17 protein-coding genes are annotated in these 17136 nt (G+C 60.2%); 7 read left to right on the forward strand and 10 right to left on the reverse strand.

Annotated features, from left to right (window positions below):
• Window positions 1–27: 27 nt before the first annotated feature.
• Entirely contained in the window at window positions 28–708 is a 681-nt protein-coding gene (locus BRD58_RS02950) for a YtjB family periplasmic protein (protein WP_015460906.1), read from the reverse strand.
• Between the two features lie 106 nt (window positions 709–814).
• On the opposite strand from BRD58_RS02950, the gene serB reads away from it, so the two are divergent.
• Both serB and radA read left to right on the forward strand, forming a co-directional pair.
• Complete coding sequence (gene serB, locus BRD58_RS02955; protein ID WP_012847410.1) at window positions 815–1792, forward strand: phosphoserine phosphatase; 978 nt, start codon at window positions 815–817, stop codon at window positions 1790–1792.
• Between the two features lie 54 nt (window positions 1793–1846).
• Window positions 1847–3235 carry a DNA repair protein RadA gene (radA, locus tag BRD58_RS02960; protein WP_012847411.1) on the forward strand — a complete coding sequence of 463 codons (1389 nt, stop codon included), beginning with the start codon at window positions 1847–1849 and terminating at the stop codon, window positions 3233–3235.
• Between the two features lie 62 nt (window positions 3236–3297).
• Here the strand turns inward: radA and ettA are convergent, their stop codons facing one another.
• Window positions 3298–4965: an energy-dependent translational throttle protein EttA gene (gene ettA / locus BRD58_RS02965; RefSeq protein WP_012847412.1), complete on the reverse strand. Its 1668-nt coding sequence runs from the start codon at window positions 4963–4965 to the stop codon at window positions 3298–3300.
• A gap of 395 nt (window positions 4966–5360) precedes the next feature.
• Between ettA and sltY the strand changes: the two genes are divergently transcribed.
• Both sltY and trpR read left to right on the forward strand, forming a co-directional pair.
• Window positions 5361–7280 carry a murein transglycosylase gene (sltY, locus tag BRD58_RS02970; RefSeq protein ID WP_173790618.1) on the forward strand — a complete coding sequence of 640 codons (1920 nt, stop codon included), beginning with the start codon at window positions 5361–5363 and terminating at the stop codon, window positions 7278–7280.
• Window positions 7281–7371: 91 nt separating this feature from the next.
• Window positions 7372–7704, forward strand: coding sequence for a trp operon repressor (trpR, locus tag BRD58_RS02975; protein WP_012847414.1), 333 nt, complete (start codon window positions 7372–7374; stop codon window positions 7702–7704).
• On the opposite strand, the gene yjjX is transcribed toward trpR, so the two are convergent.
• On the reverse strand, window positions 7695–8231 hold the full coding sequence (gene yjjX / locus BRD58_RS02980) for an inosine/xanthosine triphosphatase (RefSeq protein WP_069578179.1): 537 nt from the start codon (window positions 8229–8231) through the stop codon (window positions 7695–7697). The two genes, trpR and yjjX, sit on opposite strands and share 10 nt — an antisense overlap.
• A 163-nt stretch (window positions 8232–8394) precedes the next feature.
• On the opposite strand from yjjX, the gene gpmB reads away from it, so the two are divergent.
• Window positions 8395–9042: a 2,3-diphosphoglycerate-dependent phosphoglycerate mutase GpmB gene (gene gpmB, locus BRD58_RS02985; RefSeq protein ID WP_012847416.1), complete on the forward strand. Its 648-nt coding sequence runs from the start codon at window positions 8395–8397 to the stop codon at window positions 9040–9042.
• On the opposite strand, the gene robA is transcribed toward gpmB, so the two are convergent.
• Window positions 9039–9929 (reverse strand): MDR efflux pump AcrAB transcriptional activator RobA, encoded by an 891-nt coding sequence (gene robA / locus BRD58_RS02990; protein ID WP_012847417.1) that lies wholly within the window; start codon window positions 9927–9929, stop codon window positions 9039–9041. The genes gpmB and robA overlap by 4 nt on opposite strands.
• 194 nt (window positions 9930–10123) lie before the next feature.
• Here robA and creA point away from each other — a divergent pair, with 194 nt between their 5' ends.
• Window positions 10124–10612: a protein CreA gene (gene creA / locus BRD58_RS02995; protein ID WP_012847418.1), complete on the forward strand. Its 489-nt coding sequence runs from the start codon at window positions 10124–10126 to the stop codon at window positions 10610–10612.
• Between the two features lie 70 nt (window positions 10613–10682).
• On the opposite strand, the gene proS is transcribed toward creA, so the two are convergent.
• From proS to metN, 6 genes are all read right to left on the reverse strand, one after another.
• Entirely contained in the window at window positions 10683–12401 is a 1719-nt protein-coding gene (gene proS / locus BRD58_RS03000; protein ID WP_012847419.1) for a proline--tRNA ligase, read from the reverse strand.
• Between the two features lie 118 nt (window positions 12402–12519).
• Window positions 12520–13224, reverse strand: a complete 705-nt coding sequence (gene tsaA, locus BRD58_RS03005) for a tRNA (N6-threonylcarbamoyladenosine(37)-N6)-methyltransferase TrmO (protein ID WP_015460909.1) — start codon at window positions 13222–13224, stop codon at window positions 12520–12522.
• Window positions 13221–13643 (reverse strand): Rcs stress response system protein RcsF, encoded by a 423-nt coding sequence (rcsF, locus tag BRD58_RS03010; RefSeq protein WP_012847421.1) that lies wholly within the window; start codon window positions 13641–13643, stop codon window positions 13221–13223. The genes tsaA and rcsF overlap by 4 nt, the downstream gene beginning before the upstream one ends.
• A gap of 110 nt (window positions 13644–13753) precedes the next feature.
• Window positions 13754–14569 (reverse strand): MetQ/NlpA family lipoprotein, encoded by an 816-nt coding sequence (locus tag BRD58_RS03015; protein ID WP_012847422.1) that lies wholly within the window; start codon window positions 14567–14569, stop codon window positions 13754–13756.
• Between the two features lie 62 nt (window positions 14570–14631).
• Complete coding sequence (locus BRD58_RS03020; RefSeq protein ID WP_073381544.1) at window positions 14632–15285, reverse strand: methionine ABC transporter permease MetI; 654 nt, start codon at window positions 15283–15285, stop codon at window positions 14632–14634.
• Window positions 15278–16309: a methionine ABC transporter ATP-binding protein MetN gene (gene metN / locus BRD58_RS03025; protein ID WP_015460911.1), complete on the reverse strand. Its 1032-nt coding sequence runs from the start codon at window positions 16307–16309 to the stop codon at window positions 15278–15280. Before metN ends, BRD58_RS03020 begins: the two co-directional genes overlap by 8 nt.
• Window positions 16310–16500: 191 nt before the next feature.
• Here metN and gmhB point away from each other — a divergent pair, with 191 nt between their 5' ends.
• A complete protein-coding gene (gene gmhB, locus BRD58_RS03030) occupies window positions 16501–17064 on the forward strand; it encodes a D-glycero-beta-D-manno-heptose 1,7-bisphosphate 7-phosphatase (protein ID WP_012847425.1) in 564 nt (187 codons plus the stop codon).
• Window positions 17065–17136: the final 72 nt, after the last annotated feature.

Below are 17136 nucleotides of genomic sequence, written 5' to 3' on the forward strand. Positions count from 1 at the left end.
AACCCCGCTTCGGCGGGGTTTTGCTTTTTAGGACGTTGGCGGCGTAGTCGACGCGGCATTCTCCTGCGTCGGCGCATCGCGTTCGCTCTCCTCCTCCAGCGGAACATTGGCGGTCAGCAGATAGGAGGATTGTTGCCAGCGACTGCGCCGCGCCTGCAGCAGCGTGCGTGCCAGAATGATGCCAATCGCCAGCGCCAGCAGCATCATCAGGCGCAGCAGGTTAGTGGTGTTGTCAACCTGCTGAGATTCGGTCGCCAAAACGTGGGTGTCTAGCGTCAGGCGCAGGAAGCCGAGGGGGCCATCGCGGCCGTCGATCGGCTGGACTATCTGGTGGTTAAAATAGCTGCCGGCGCGCTGGCCATCCAGCGCCAGCCGATCGCGCACCTCCACCCGCTCGCCGGCCTGGGCAATCAGCGACCCATCCAGCGCATAGACGCTGGCATCCAGGATACGGCTGTGGCGGGTCAGCGCTTCCAAGATGGGGGCGATTTTTTTTGTGTCCGGCGTATCGTCATTGATGAGCGGAGAGAGGCGGGCGGCAACCTGCTGAGCCAGGGTTTGCGCCAGCTCGCCGACCTGATCGAGCCGCGCCCGCTGGTGGCTGAGGCTAAAATAGGACGCCCCCTGCATCAGGATGACCAATAATGCCAAACATATCAGCACGATGGCTGTTCTGTGCAGGCGGAAGCGAAGCGTAGCCTTAACCATGGGAGATCCTTTGCGCCGGTAATGACTTTATGTTGCCAGAAGCCTTGGCGATAGGATAGCTTGAGGCACAGTTTTGACGCCGGGATGGTGTTTTTAAGGAGTGGTTATGCCCAACAGTCTTACCTTTTGCGATCTGCCCGCGGAGATTTATCGCTGGCCCGGCCTGCCGCTGTCGCTGAGCGGTGATGAGGTAATGCCTTTGGACTATCGCGCCGGTCACACCGGCTGGCTGCTGTACGGACGTCATCTGGATAAGGCGGCGCTGCAGGCGTTCCAGCGCCGTCTGGCGGCGCCGCTGGTGGTGGTGGCCGCGTGGTGCATCGAGGACTATCAGGTGGTGCGCCTGGCCGGCGGTATGCCTGCCAGGGCCGCCAAGCTTGCCAATGAGCAGGGTATCGACACCGCGGTTTTGGGGCGTCTGCCGCACCTGCGCTCGCCGGGGCTGCTGGTGATGGATATGGACTCAACGGCCATTACCATCGAGTGTATCGACGAGATCGCGCGTCTGGCCGGAGTCGGCGGAGAGGTGGCCGCCGTGACCGAGCGCGCCATGCGCGGCGAGCTGGACTTTGCCGCCAGCCTGCGCCAGCGCGTTGCGGCGCTGGAGGGGGCCGACGCCGCCATCCTGCAGCAGGTCAGGGATGACCTGCCGCTGATGCCGGGACTGACCAGCCTGGTGCGTAAGCTGCAGGCGTTTGACTGGCATGTGGCGATTGCCTCCGGTGGCTTTACCTATTTTGCCGATCACCTGCGTACGCGTTTGAATTTGAGCGCCGCGGTGGCCAACGCGCTGGAGGTGCACAACGGGCGCCTGACCGGTCGGGTTACGGGGCGGATCGTGGATGCGCAGTGCAAAGAGGATACCCTGTGCGAGCTGGCGCAGCGGCTGAATATCCCGTTAACCCAGACCGTCGCCATCGGCGATGGTGCGAACGATTTGAAGATGATCCAGCGTGCAGGGCTGGGGATCGCATTCCATGCCAAGCCCTGTGTCTACGATCGGGCGCCGTTGGCGATTCGTCATGCGGATCTCATCGGTGTCCTGTGCGTGCTGAGCGCGACGTTAAAGCATGAAGAGCGTTAGGGCGTATCCGCGCAGCGCGGAGGCGCCGGGCAGTTATCAGAAAGGAGAGCGGCAGTGGCAAAGGCGGTAAAACGGGCGTTTGTCTGTAATGAGTGCGGGGCGGACTATCCGCGCTGGCAGGGGCAGTGCTCGGCCTGCCAGGCCTGGAATAGCATCAGCGAGGTACGCCTGGCGGCGGCGCCGGCGGCGGGGCGCAGCGCGCGTCTGTCTGGCTATGCCGGGGATGCCGGAAGCCTGAGCAAGGTACAGAAGCTGTCGGAGATAAGCCTGGAGGCGCTGCCGCGTTTTTCGACCGGTTTTACCGAGTTTGACCGGGTGCTGGGCGGCGGCGTGGTGCCCGGCAGCGCCATTTTGATCGGCGGGAATCCCGGCGCAGGCAAGAGTACGCTGCTGCTGCAGACCCTGTGTCGCCTGTCACAGCAGATGAAGACCCTGTATGTGACCGGTGAGGAGTCGCTGCAGCAGGTGGCGATGCGTGCCCATCGCCTCGGCCTGCCGACGGAGGGGCTGAATATGCTGTCGGAGACCAGCATCGAGCAGATTTGTCTGATCGCCGAGCAGGAGCAGCCGAAGCTGATGGTTATCGACTCGATCCAGGTGATGCATATGGCCGATATTCAGTCTTCGCCCGGCAGCGTGGCGCAGGTGCGTGAAACGGCGGCCTATCTGACGCGCTTTGCCAAGACGCGCGGCGTGGCGATCGTCATGGTCGGTCACGTCACCAAGGATGGCTCTCTGGCCGGTCCCAAGGTGCTGGAACACTGTATCGACTGCTCTGTGCTGCTCGACGGCGACGCCGACTCGCGCTTTCGCACCCTGCGCAGCCATAAAAATCGCTTCGGCGCGGTCAATGAGCTGGGGGTTTTCGCCATGACCGAGCAGGGACTGCGCGAGGTCAGTAACCCGTCGGCGATCTTCCTCAGCCGCGGCGAGGAGATCACCGCCGGCAGTTCGGTGATGGTGGTGTGGGAAGGGACCCGCCCGCTGCTGGTGGAGATCCAGGCGCTGGTGGATACCTCGATGATGTCCAATCCGCGGCGGGTTGCCGTGGGGCTGGAGCAGAACCGTCTGGCGATTCTGCTGGCGGTGCTGCATCGCCACGGTGGGCTGCAGATGGCCGATCAGGATGTGTTCGTCAACGTGGTTGGCGGGGTAAAGGTAAGCGAGACCAGCGCGGATCTGGCGCTGCTGATGTCGCTGGTGTCCAGCCTGCGCGACCGGCCGCTGCCGCAGGATCTGGTGATCTTTGGCGAGGTGGGGCTGGCGGGCGAGGTGCGTCCAGTCGCCAGCGGTCAGGAGCGTATTATTGAGGCGGCCAAGCACGGTTTCCGGCGGGCGATAGTCCCCCATGCCAACGTGCCGAAGAAGGCGATCCCCAATATGACGGTGTACGGCGTGAAGAAGCTGTCGGACGCGCTGGATATTCTGCAGGATCTGGCATGATGCGGGTACCCATCGCGCAGTAAAAAGGCTCCCTCGGGAGCCTTTTTCGTAGCATGACGCGCTTATTTGGCGATCTTCTTGTACTTGATACGGTGCGGCTGCAGGGCTTCGGCGCCCTGGGTGCGCTTCTTGTACTCTTCGTACTCGCTGAAGTTACCTTCGAAGAATTCGACGCGCCCCTCATCCTGATAGTCGAGGATATGGGTTGCGATACGGTCGAGGAACCAGCGGTCATGGGAGATGACCATAGCGCAGCCCGGGAACTCCAGCAGGGCGTTTTCCAGCGCACGCAGGGTTTCAACGTCCAGATCGTTGGTCGGTTCGTCGAGCAGCAGCATATTGCCGCCGACCTGCAGCAGCTTGGCCAGATGCAGACGGCCACGCTCCCCACCGGAGAGTTCGCCGACGCGTTTGCCCTGATCGGTGCCTTTAAAGTTGAAGCGACCGACATAGGCGCGGCTGGCGATCTCAAAGTTACCGATACGCATGATGTCCTGCCCACCGGAGATCTCTTCCCAGACGCTTTTCTTATCGTCCATGGCGTCGCGGAACTGATCGACGGAGGCCAGGGTCACGGTGTCGCCCAGCGTGATGCTGCCGCTATCCGCCTGTTCTTGCCCGGAGATCATGCGGAACAGGGTGGACTTACCGGCGCCGTTCGGGCCGATGATGCCGACGATAGCCCCTTTCGGGATGCTGAATGAGAGCGCATCGATCAGCAGGCGATCGCCGTAGGATTTGGACAGGTTGCTGACCTCCAGCACTTTGTCGCCCAGGCGCGGTCCCGGCGGAATGAACAGCTCGCTGGTTTCGTTACGCTTTTGATAGTCGGTATTGTTGAGCTCTTCAAAGCGGGCCAGACGGGCTTTGCCCTTTGACTGACGGCCCTTGGCGCCCTGACGCACCCACTCCAGCTCTTTCTCAATGGATTTACGGCGGGCGGCTTCTGCAGAGGCCTCCTGCGCCAGACGCTGATCCTTTTGCTCAAGCCAGGAGGAATAGTTGCCCTCCCACGGGATCCCCTCGCCGCGGTCCAGTTCGAGGATCCAGCCGGCGACGTTGTCCAGGAAGTAGCGGTCGTGGGTGATGGCGACGACGGTGCCTTCATAGTCGTGGAGGAAACGCTCCAGCCAGGCGACGGATTCGGCGTCCAGGTGGTTGGTCGGCTCGTCGAGCAGCAGCATATCCGGTTTTTCCAGCAGCAGACGGCAGATAGCCACACGGCGACGCTCACCGCCGGAAAGATTGGCGATCTTGGCATCCCAGGCCGGCAGGCGCAGCGCGTCGGCGGCGCGCTCCAGCTGGTTATCCAGATTGTGGCCATCGTGAGACTGAATGATCGCCTCCAGCTCACCCTGCTCTTTGGCCAGCTTGTCAAAGTCGGCGTCCGGATCGGCGTACAGGGCGTACACCTCATCCAGGCGAGTCAGCGCCTGCTTAACGTCGCCCACGGCCTCTTCCACCGCCTCGCGGACGGTCTGCTCCAGATTGAGCTTCGGCTCCTGCGGCAGGTAGCCGATCTTAATCCCCGGCTGCGGGCGCGCCTCGCCTTCGATATCGGTGTCAACGCCGGCCATAATGCGCAGCAGGGTGGATTTCCCCGCGCCGTTTAAACCCAGCACGCCGATTTTGGCACCCGGGAAGAAACTGAGGGAAATATCTTTCAGGATGTGACGCTTCGGCGGGACGATTTTGCCGACGCGGTTCATGGTATAGACGTATTGAGCCACGTTGCTCTGAGCCTCTTGTTATCGGATGAATATGCTGCGGATCGATAGTGGATGCGGAGTGTAGCCCGTTCATCCACGGATAACAACGACCCGCGGGCAGGGTGTAGACAAAGCGCGAGTATAGCGTGCCGTCGTTCTTTTTCCTTGCGATCTCTGTCGGTTCCAGGCGAATTCTCCCCGATTGAGCGCGTAAAGGGGAAAAGGGATGGCGACAGGCCGTGGGCAACGTGTACGTGTAAATGAGTGCAAGAAAAGCAGGAGGCGGGGAATGCTTTGCTAAAATCACTGTCATAGAATTTCAGACGGTTAGCCAACGCTCCACGCGGAGCGATGGCGATCATTCGGTGGACGCGCAGGGCGCGAGGGTCAGCAAAGGAAAGAGAAACATGGTCATGGTGGGCAAATGGCGCTATTGGAGCGTCGGGCTATGCCTCGCGCTGAGCGCGGCGGCGGCCTCGGCAGATTCGCTCGATGCGCAGCGCGCGCGCTATCAACAGATTAAGCAGGCGTGGGACGGCAACCGGATGGACAGCGTCAATCAGCTGATGCCGACGCTGCGCGACTATCCGCTCTACCCCTATCTGGCTTATCGGGCACTGACGCAGGATATGTCCCAGGTTAATGCTCAGCAGATTAAGGCCTTTTTGCAGCAGTATCCGACGCTGCCGCCGGCGCGCAGCCTGACGTCGCGCTATGTCAATGAGCTGGCGCGGCGCGAGGATTGGATAGGCCTGCTCGCCTTCAGTCCCCAGCCGCCGCAGCCGGTGGCGGCGCGCTGTAACTATTATTACGCCCAGTATGCCACGGGGCATGCGGAGGCGGCGTGGCGCGGCGCGCAGACGGTCTGGATGAGCGGTCAGTCACTGCCCTCCAGCTGCGACAAGCTGTTCGATGCCTGGAAGGGGGCCGGTGGGCTACGGGATCAGGCGATACTGGCTCGTCTGCGTCTGGCGCTGGAAAAAGGCAACGCGGGGCTGGTGAAATACCTGCAGCAGCTGCTGCCGGCGAATTACCAGACCCTGAATACCGCGCTGACGGCGCTGCAGGCCAATCCGCGCAGCGTAGAGGCCTTTGCCCGCAGCGTTGCGCCGAGCGATTTTACCCGCGATATCGTGGGGGTCGCCTTTGCCTCGCTGGCGCGTCAGGATGCGGACGCCGCGCGGGCGATGCTGCCCACGCTGGTGCGTCTGCAGCATATTCCGTCGAGTCAGCGGCAGGCGATGGAGGAGACCATTGCCTGGCGACTGATGGGCAGCGACGCCAGCGCCGACGATCGCCGCTGGCGCGACGGCGTGATCCGCCGCAGCCATAATGCGGCGTTGCTGGAGCGACGTCTGCGTATGGCGCTGGGCGAGGGCAATCCGGCGCAGGTGCGCGAATGGCTGGGGCGTTTACCGCAGTCGGTGCGTGATAAGGATGAATGGCGCTATTGGCAAGCGGTGTCGCTGATAGATGAGGGTAAGCGCAGCGAGGGGCAGGCGATTCTGCGGGCGCTGATCAAGCAGCGCGGCTTTTATCCGATGGTGGCCGCCCAGCGGCTGGGTATTCCCTATCCGCTGCAGGTGATGCGCGCGGTACGCCCGGATGCCGCCCTGGCGCAGGAGCCAGCGATCGCCCGCGTGCGTGAGCTGATGTACTGGAATATGGATAATACCGCGCGCAGTGAGTGGAGCGCGCTGGTCGCCAGCAAGCCTCGTCCCCAGCAGGAGGCGCTGGCGCGCTATGCCCTGGATCAGGGCTGGGCCGATCTGAGCGTGCAGGCGACGATTGTGGCGAAGCTGTGGGATCATCTGCAGGAGCGATTCCCGCTGGCCTGGCCGCAGGAGTTTCGCAGCGCAACCGAGGATAAGGGGATCACCCAAAGCTATGCCATGGCCATCGCCCGCCAGGAGAGCGCCTGGAACCCAGAGGCGCGTTCCTCGGTCGGCGCCAGCGGTCTGATGCAGCTGATGCCGAAGACCGCTGAGCACACGGCCAAGATGTTCAGCCTGAGTCACTATCAAAACAGCAGCCAGCTGTTCGATCCCAAAATCAATATCGATATTGGTACCCGTTACCTGGAGTACGTCTACCAGAGCCTGGGGCGTAACCGTATTCTGGCGAGCGCCGCCTACAACGCGGGGCCGTCGCGGGTGAATACCTGGCTCGGCAACAGCGACGGGCGGGTAGATGCGGTGGCGTTTATCGAGAGCATTCCGTTTTCGGAGACGCGTGGCTACGTGAAGAACGTATTAGCCTATGATGCCTACTATCGCTATTTCATGCATCGACCGGATCAGATACTGACGGACGCCGAGTGGGCGCGTCGCTACTAGCCCGGCGCGCTGGCGGCCTACATCCTGCGCGGGGTCTATGGTATGCTTGTACTCGTTGAATAGTTCAGCCGTAGGCAAGGTAGATCAGACGATGCAAAAGACAACGCCCGCGCCGGATCAGGCTCCCGCAGAGCCTGATGACTGGCAACGCTTCATTCAGCTCTTACAGCAGGCCTACCAAGAGGGGTGCCAGGAGCCGATGCTACAGCTGTTTCTAACGCCGGATGAGCGCGATGCGCTGGCAACCCGGGTGCGCATCATTGAAGAGCTGTTGAAGGGGGAGATGAGCCAGCGTGAGCTGAAGAGTCAGCTGGGCGCCGGTATCGCCACGATTACCCGGGGTTCCAACAGCCTAAAAATGGCGTCGCCGGACTTCAAGCGCTGGCTGGTGCGCCAGCTGTTGCCATCGACGCCTCAGGCGTAATGGGGCGGCGGCTCGCGGTGATAGCCAGGCTCCAGCGCCGCCAGGGCTAGCAGCAGTGCCTGGTAATAAACGCTGGTGCGGCTGAGCCGTCCCTGGGTAAAGATGCCGATGGCGCCCTCTCGCCGGTTTATATCATCGATGCCGCTCAGGCGGCGCATCTCATGCCCCAGCGTCTGTCCCTGCCGGATGCCGTCCATGACGCTATCCGGCAGCGTCAGGCTGGCGGAGCGGGATTCGCCGCGGTGGCCGTGGTTTTCCACCGACATCCAGGCAAAGGTCATATTATCTTCAATTCCCGCCTCAATGCCGACCCAAAAGTCTGCCTCTGGCCGCAGCTGACGGGCGCAGATAACGCGATGACGCGCTCCGCTGCGCGTTTGCGTGCTCCCCAAGGGCTGCTCCGGCACGCCGCTATCGACGTCTATCCCTTCAATGCGGTATTGTCCGGCGCCAAAGGCGGCGTCAAATGCCAGCGTAATGGCCTGAATTTTTGCCGGATTGGTGGTCGCGGCGACAACATGGTACATACGGTTCCGGTTTCCTTTAAACGAGTGAGTGCCGCGATGGTCCGGGGCGCAGCCGACGGCTGTGCGTGCGCGGCAGCGGGACTCCGTGTAGCGATTCGGCCGGGAAAGTCCGGTCAGTAAGCGTAGCAGTGGCTGAAGACAGCCCAGTATAGGTAAAAAAGAGATGAGACAGGTATATCTTATTCGTCACGGCGAAACGGAGTGGAACGTACAGCGGCGTATTCAGGGACAGTCGAACAGCCCGCTGACCGTGATGGGCGAACAGCAGGCGCGGCAGGTCGGCGCGCGCTTAGGGCAGATGGGCATTACCCACGTGATCGCCAGCGATCTGGGGCGCACTCAGCAGACGGGGGAGATCATCGCCGCGGCCTGTCGCTGTCCGCTGACGCTGGATGCCCGTCTGCGCGAGCTGAGCATGGGGGTGCTGGAGTCGCGTCTGTTGGCCTCGCTGTCGCCGCAGGAGGAGCAGTGGCGCCTGAGCATGCTGGATGGTTCGCCGCAGGGCTGTATTCCGCAGGGGGAGACCATGGCGCAGCTGGCTGAGCGCATGCAGCAGGCGCTGAACGATTGCCTGGCGCTACCGCAGGGGAGCCGTCCGGTGCTGGTGAGCCATGGCATTGCCCTGGGCTGCCTGCTCTCCACGGTGCTGGGACTGCCGCCGTACGCTGAGCGCCGCCTGCGCCTGCGCAACTGCTCGCTGTCGCGGGTGGACTATCAGCAGAGCGCATGGCTGGCGAGCGGATGGGTGGTCGAAACGGCGGGGGATGTACAGCATCTGGCCCAGCCGTCGATGGATGAAGTGTTACGTTAGGACGACGGCGTGTGTCGGATGGGGATCAGGTACTCACAGCGCAGATTTTTAGGCGGTCGCTGCGTGGAGTCCACGAGGGGATAGAAACGCTCCACATCATAGCCGCGGCGACGGGTCAGATTCAGGGTCGGCAGGGCGCTGTTGTACAGGCTCATAATGAATGCCTGGAAGTGCTCGGTCGGGCCCTGATAGCTGAATTTGGCATATTCGCCGCCGGCCAGCTCGATAGACTGCACTTCGCGGGTGACCTGCTTGGGTAGCAGGTGTGGCTCCAGGGCCGTGGTATACATGATCGACTGCTCATCATCCTTGTCCGGGTTCGGATGCGAGTGGTGCAGCCCATACAGCACCGGCGGAATATCGCGGATATCCTGCACCGCGTGCAAAAAATCGCGCCAGAACTGCGTGCGCAGCTCGGTGCGTACGCGGCAGATCTGCTCTAAGGTGCAGGTATAGCTCTGGGTGACGCCGACCAGGGATAGGCTGGGCAGCGTGATGAACTCGGGCGTAGGGATAGCGTAATCCCCCAAACGGATCGGCGGGCGCATACCGTAGGCATGCCACTCCTCCTCCCTGCGATACAGCGCCGGTGTTTTGTTAAACTGTTTTTTGAAGGCGCGGGTGAACGTCTGCTGAGAGTCAAAGCGGTACTGCAGCGCGATATCCAGAATAGGCCGGCTGGTCAGGCGCAGCGCCGCCGCCGCGTTAGAGAGGCGACGGGCGCGAATATAGGCGCCGATGGCTTGTCCGGTGACATCTTTGAACATGCGCTGTAAATGCCATTTGGAGTAGCCTGCCTTGGCCGCGACGTTGTCGAGGGTAAGAGGGTGATCGAGGTGTCCTTCTAACCAATTTAGCAGGTCATGAATAATATCGGCCTGATCCATAAAGCGTCCTTAATGCGGTGGTATACATAGGCTGCATATAGTGTGCAGGGAAGCAACCATGATCCGACGAAACGTGCTGATTGCAATACGAACTTAAGGGCAAGCAGTATAATAAAAAAATGGCTTGTTATCTTTTCTATTCAACGTCGGCAAAGTAATAACGACTGTTATTATAAATTTTCAGAGGTAAAGTAGTGAATAAATATTTTGTTGGCTTATGTGTCGCGCTGACGACCCTGTGGGGAGCCTCGGTCCACGCCGAGGAGATCGGCTCTGTCGACACGGTATTTAAGCTGTTTGGCCCAGATCATAAGATTGTGGTAGAGGCCTTTGACGATCCTGACGTGGAAAATGTGACCTGCTACGTCAGCCGAGCGAAAACCGGCGGAATCAAAGGCGGTTTGGGGCTGGCTGAGGATACCTCGGATGCGGCGATCTCCTGTCAGCAGGTGGGGCCGATCGCGCTGAGTGAAAAAATTCGTAACAAAAAAGCGGATGGCGAGGTGGTATTTCGCAAACGCACATCGCTGGTCTTTAAGAAGCTACAGGTCGTGCGCTTTTATGACAGCAAGCGTAATGTGCTGATCTATCTCTCCTATTCTGATCGGGTTGTGGAGGGATCGCCGAAGAACGCGATCAGCGCGGTGCCGGTGATGCCGTGGAGCGCGGCGCCGCAGGGATAACCTTGCATTCAAGCAAAAAAAACCAGGCCAACAGCGGCGGCCTGGTTTTTAACGATCACGCGCGGCGCGATCAGCGCGCGATCTGCGCCTGCAGGAAGGCTGCAATCTCATCGACGCTGATCATCAGCTTCTCACCGCTGCGGCGATACTTGTACTCGATCTCGTTGTTATCGAGGTTACGATCGCCAATGACGACGGTATGCGGAATACCGATCAGCTCCATATCGGCAAACATGACGCCAGGACGCTCTTTACGATCGTCCAGCAGGACCTCAATGCCCTTGGCGCGCAGCTCGTCGTACAGACGCTCGGCCACCTCTTTCACCCGGAATGACTTGTGCATGTTCATCGGCAGGATGGCGACCTGGAACGGCGCGATGGCGTCCGGCCAGATGATACCGCGCTCATCGTGGTTCTGCTCGATGGCCGCGGCGACAACGCGAGTTACCCCGATACCGTAGCAGCCCATGGTCATCAGCTGATTGCGGCCATCCTCGCCCTGTACGGTCGCATTGAGCGCTTCGGTGTACTTGGTGCCCAGCTGGAAGATATGCCCCACTTCGATGCCGCGTTTGATGAGCAGCGTACCCTTACCATCCGGGCTGGGATCGCCTTCGACCACGTTACGAATATCGGCAATCTGCGGCAGCGCGACGTCACGCTCCCAGTTGATGCCAAAATAATGTTTGCCATCGATATTCGCGCCGGCGCCAAAATCGCTCATCGCCGCAACGGCGCGGTCGGCCACGACCGGCAGCGGCAGATTGACCGGTCCCAGAGAGCCCGGCCCGGCGTTGACCAGCGCGCGGATTTCCGCCTCGTTGGCGAAGGTCAGCGGGCTGGCAACCAGCGCCAGTTTCTCCGCCTTCACTTCGTTCAGTTCGTGATCGCCGCGCACCAGCAGGGCAACCAGCGTATGGCCGCTCTCTTCGCTGGCGTGAACCAGCAGCGTCTTCACGGTTTTTTCGATCGGCAGACCATGCTGTTCAACCAGCTCCGCGATGGTCTTGGCATTCGGGGTGTCTACCAGCTGCATCGGCTGGGTTGCCGCTGCACGCTCGGCGGTCGGCGCCAGGGCCTCGGCCAGCTCAATGTTGGCGGCATAGTCAGAGGCGGTAGAGAAGACGATGTCGTCTTCCCCGCTCTGGGCCAGCACCTGGAACTCATGGGAGGCGTTACCGCCGATGGAGCCGGTGTCGGCCTGTACGGCGCGGAAGTCCAGACCCATGCGGCTAAAGATGCGACCGTAGGCGGCATACATGGCGTCATAGGTCTCCTGCAGGGACGCCTGAGTGGTGTGGAAGGAGTAGGCATCCTTCATCAGGAATTCGCGGGAGCGCATGACGCCGAAGCGCGGGCGTACTTCATCGCGGAATTTGGTCTGGATCTGGTAGAAGTTCAGCGGCAGCTGCTTATAAGAGCTGATTTCGTTGCGTACCAGATCGGTAATGACCTCTTCATGGGTCGGGCCGAGCACAAACGGGCGATCGCCGCGGTCGACAAAGCGCAGCAGCTCGGGACCGTACTGTTCCCAGCGCCCGCTCTCCTGCCACAGATCGGCCGGCTGCACCACGGGCATGGATACCTCGATCGCACCGGCGTAGTTCATCTCCTCGCGCACGATGTTTTCGACTTTGTTCAGAACACGCAGGCCGGTCGGCAGCCAGGTATACAGGCCGGACGCCAGTTTGCGGATCATCCCGGCGCGCAGCATCAGCTGGTGGCTGACGACCTCCGCGTCGGCGGGTGTCTCCTTGAGGGTGGAGAGCAGATATTGGCTAGTACGCATGAGTATGGTTCCGTTCGAACGAGCAAAAAAAGTAGTCTAGTTTACCAGTGCCTGCGGGGCGTCAAAAGAGAGCCGCATGATTTTTTAGGCGCGATGCCGTTACGGCCGCTGGTGCGGCCTAGCGCGGATCGAGTCCCAGCACGTCGCAGACGCCGTTTTTTACCTGCCAGCGCAGGTTGAAATCCAGCAGGTGTACCGCATAAACCCGGTCGTCCTCTTCCGCATGGCGGTAGGCCGGACGAGGATCCTGCGCCAGCACCTGACGGATAAAGCGCGCCAGGTGCGGATAGTCCCGCTGCCGCTGGGCGATTTGCGCCTGTGCGTCGGGGCTGAAGACGACGGGCATATCGGCCGGCGGCGCCTGCTGGGCAAACCCTGCGCGCGCCTGCGGTTGGCTTTCGGCGAAGGGCAGATAGGGCTTAATGTCCAGTACCGGAGTCCCGTCCACCAGATCCAGGCTGCCGAGCTGGAGTCGCACACCGTTGCGCGTCTCAATGCCGTGCAGCTCAACCAGAGACATTCCGATCGGGTTGGGGCGGAAGGTCGAGCGGGTGGCGAAGACGCCTACGCGCGCGTTGCCACCGAGGCGCGGCGGACGCACCGTGGGGCGCCAGCCGCCGTCCATGGTTTGGTGAAAGACAAAGATGACCCACAGATGGCTAAAGCCCTCGAGCCCGCGTACGGCATCCGGCTGATTATAGGGGGGCAATAGCTCCAGCGCCCCGCCGCCGTCGCAGATCAGCCCCGGCTGACGCGGAATGGCGAATTTTTCCTTATAGGGCGAGCGGATGACGCCTATCGGTGCAAACTGAAACTGGCTCATTGGGCTGGGGTGGCAATGCTGAGGGCGGAGCCGGTACAGGTGGCTTGGCGATAGCAGCCATGGCTCTGGCTAAGGATCTGGCAGCTGTGCAGCAGCACGGCGTTTGCCTTTAGCTGAGCAGCCTTATATAGCATGCGTTTACGCGCAGTAGTCAGGCTCGGGGCGCTATGGTGGGGGCGGGTCTGACAAACGCTGCCGCTGACTTCGCCGAGATCGCGAAAGGGTTTGCCGATCAGATCTTCAGCGCTCTCATACAGCGTAATCGGCGTCTGACGCGGCGTAACGGCGCGTGGCTTGGCGACGGTTTCCGGCGTTCTGTCTGCGGCCAGGGGCTTGATCGGGGCGGCCGGGCGTGACAGCAGAGAGCAGCCGCTTAGCGCAAGACTGGCCGTAAGCAGGCATAACGGTAATGCACGCATGGAAAATGTCCTGGTATTGATGGAATTGAGGAGTATTGAAACAATCTATAGCGCAAATGACAAGATGGGCAGGACGCCCATCTGGTCAAGCGGAGGGAAACTGCGAGAAATTACCAGCCTTTTACTGCCCCGCCGTTAAAGATTTTGTTTGCTGCGTTATACACTTCATCAGATTGATAGGCCTGAACGAATTTTTTCACGTTCTCAGCATCTTTATTGTCTTCACGCGCGACGATCAGGTTAACGTAGGGGGAGTCTTTCCCTTCGACGAAGATCCCGTCCTTTGCCGGCGTCAGACCAATCTGGCTGGCATAGGTGGTGTTAATGACGGCCAGCGCGATCTGATTGTCGTCCAGGGAGCGCGGCAGCTGGGGGGCTTCCAGTTCAACCAGCTTCAGATGCTTCGGGTTTTCCGTGATATCCAGCACCGTCGGCAGCAGGCCGATGCCATCTTTCAGCTTAATCAATCCTACGCTTTGCAGCAGCAGCAGGGAGCGACCCAGGTTGGTCGGATCGTTCGGAATGGCGATTTGAGCGCCGTCCTGCAGCTCGTTCAGTGACTTAATCTTTTTAGAGTAGCCTGCGATCGGGTAAACGAAGGTATTTCCAACCGCGACCAGCTTATAGCCTCGATCTTTAATCTGCTGATCGAGGTAGGGTTTATGCTGGAAGGCGTTGGCATCAATGTCGCCTTTGTTCAGCGCTTCGTTGGGCAGGACGTAGTCGTTAAAGGTCACCAGTTCGACGTTCAAACCGTATTTGTCTTTGGCCACCTTCTGAGCGACTTCGGCAACCTGCTGCTCCGCGCCGACGATAACGCCGACCTTGATATGGTTAGGATCTTTCTCTTCCTGTCCACAGCCAGCCAGTGCCAGCGTGCCGAGTAATGTGCCGACCAGTGCCAGGGACGTGAATTTCGTTGACATAGCATATCCTTCTGTATGTGATGTTGTGCTCTGCACGCTTGATTATTTATTGTTTCCGTTGCTTATTTACGGCTGATCGCCTTGACGATGCGGTCACCGCTGAACTGAATCAAATACACTAAAACGACCAGCAATACTAATACCGTATTCATTACCGTCGCGTTGTAACCGATATAACCGTACTGGTAGCCGATCTGTCCGAGACCACCGGCACCGACCGCCCCCCCCATCGCTGAGTAGCCTACCAGCGTGATCAGCGTAATGGTCGCCGCGTTAATCAACCCCGGCAGCGCCTCCGGCAGCAGGATCTTATTGACGATCTGCATCGGGGTCGCTCCCATTGCCCGCGCCGCTTCAATCAGGCCGCTTGGGATCTCCAGCAGGCTGTTTTCCACCATTCGGGCAATGAAGGGCGCCGCGCCGATGGTCAGGGGAACCAGCGCCGCCTGCAGACCGATAGAGGTGCCAACGATCAGGCGAGTAAACGGGATCATCCAGACCAGCAGGATGATGAATGGGATGGAGCGAAAGATATTAACCAGTGCGGACAGCAGCTTATACAGCCGCGCATTTTCCAGAATTTGTCCTGGGCGCGAGGTGTACAGCAGCACGCCGACCGGCAGCCCGATGACAAAGCCAAAGAAACCGGAGACCAGGGTCATGACGACGGTTTCCCAGATGCCGCGGACCATTAACCATATCATTGCCTCAGACATAACCCAGTACCTCAACTTTCACGTGATGCTGTTCAAAAAAGGCGATAGCGGCTTGGGCATCGGCATCGTCGCCGTGGACTTCGGCCAACATAACGCCAAACTTCACTCCGCCGGCATAATCCATCTGGGAGCTGAGAATGCTGATGTCGACATTAAAACGCCGCACCGCCTGTGAAATCAGCGGCGCATCGACCGACTGGCCGGTGAACTCCAGGCGTAGCAGCGGCTGGCTATCGGCGCCGCGGGTGGGCGTCATCCGCTCTGCAAAGTCATCCGGGATATCCAGATGCAGCGTGGCGTGGATAAACTGCTGGGCCAGCGGCGTCTTGGGATGAGAGAACACCTCGCCGACGCTGCCCTGTTCGATCAGCTTTCCCTGACTGATAACGGCGACCTGATCGCAGATACGTTTGACCACGTCCATCTCATGGGTGATCAGCAGAATGGTCAGCCCCAGACGGCGGTTGATATCTTTTAACAGCTCCAGAATCGCGCGAGTGGTGGCCGGATCCAGCGCGCTGGTGGCTTCGTCGCACAGCAGTACTTTGGGGTTGCTGGCCAACGCACGGGCGATCGCCACGCGCTGTTTCTGACCGCCGGAGAGGTTGGCGGGGTAAGCATCGCGCTTGTCGGCGAGACCGACCAACGCCAGCAGCTCGGTAACCCGGCGCGTGATCTCGTCGCGCGGCACGCGATCCAGCTCCAGCGGCAGGGCGATGTTGCCATAGACCGTCCGCGAGGAGAGTAAATTGAAGTGTTGGAAAATCATGCCGATTTGGCGGCGCGTACGCGTTAGCTGTCCGGTGCTCATCGCCGTCAGATCCTGCCCGTCGACGAATACCTGTCCCTGCGTTGGACGCTCGAGTAAATTGACGCAGCGGATCAGGGTGCTTTTACCCGCGCCGGACGAACCGATTACGCCGTAAATCTGTCCGGCGGGCACGTGCAGCGACACGTCGTCCAGCGCGCTGATACGGCGCTGCCCCTGCTGGAATACCTTGGTGATATGAGTGAGTTTGATCATTTTTATATTTTTTCTTCGCCGTGGCCTGGGCCGTCATCATCAGTGATTTGAGTCACGTTATACGCTGAAGTGGATGTTAAGGCGTCTAGACGTCTAAGTCAACCAGTGAACGGTTAGTATGGCACGCTCTTTTTTCCGTGGAAACGTGCGATACTGTGCGCCGATTTTTCGTTTTAAGGAGTAACAGGTAAATGGCCCAGCAGATTCCTGCCATTTTTCTCGATCGTGACGGCACGATGAACGTCGATCACGGCTATGTACACGACAGCGACGACTTTCAGTTTATTGATGGCGTCATTGACGCCATGCGTGAGCTGAAGGCGATGGGGTTTGCTCTGGTGATGGTGACCAACCAGTCCGGCATCGCCCGCGGGATGTTTACAGAAGATCAGTTTATGCATCTGACGGAGTGGATGGACTGGTCGCTGGCCGATCGCGGCGTGGATCTGGACGGTATCTACTATTGTCCGCATCACCCGCAGGGGTCGGTCCCCGAATACACGCAGGCGTGCGACTGCCGTAAGCCCCAGCCAGGCATGCTGCTGGAGGCGCAGCGTTTCCTGAATATCGATATGGCGGCCTCTTATATGGTCGGCGATAAGCGGGAGGATTTACAGGCAGCGCAGGCGGCCGGCGTTGGAACTAAGGTTCTGGTGCGCAGCGGTAAGCCCCTGAGTGCCGAGGGCGAGGCGTTGGCGGATATCGTGCTGGATAGCCTGGCGCAGCTACCGCAGGCGATAAAAGCCCGCGGCTAAGCGTCTATTTTCCCCGTATTGGGTGAAAATAGTGCAAGTGACAAAAAAAATGAAATTAAGACTTGTCACGTC

It is taken from the genome of Edwardsiella piscicida, assembly GCF_001896205.1.
Lineage (GTDB): Bacteria > Pseudomonadota > Gammaproteobacteria > Enterobacterales > Enterobacteriaceae > Edwardsiella > Edwardsiella piscicida.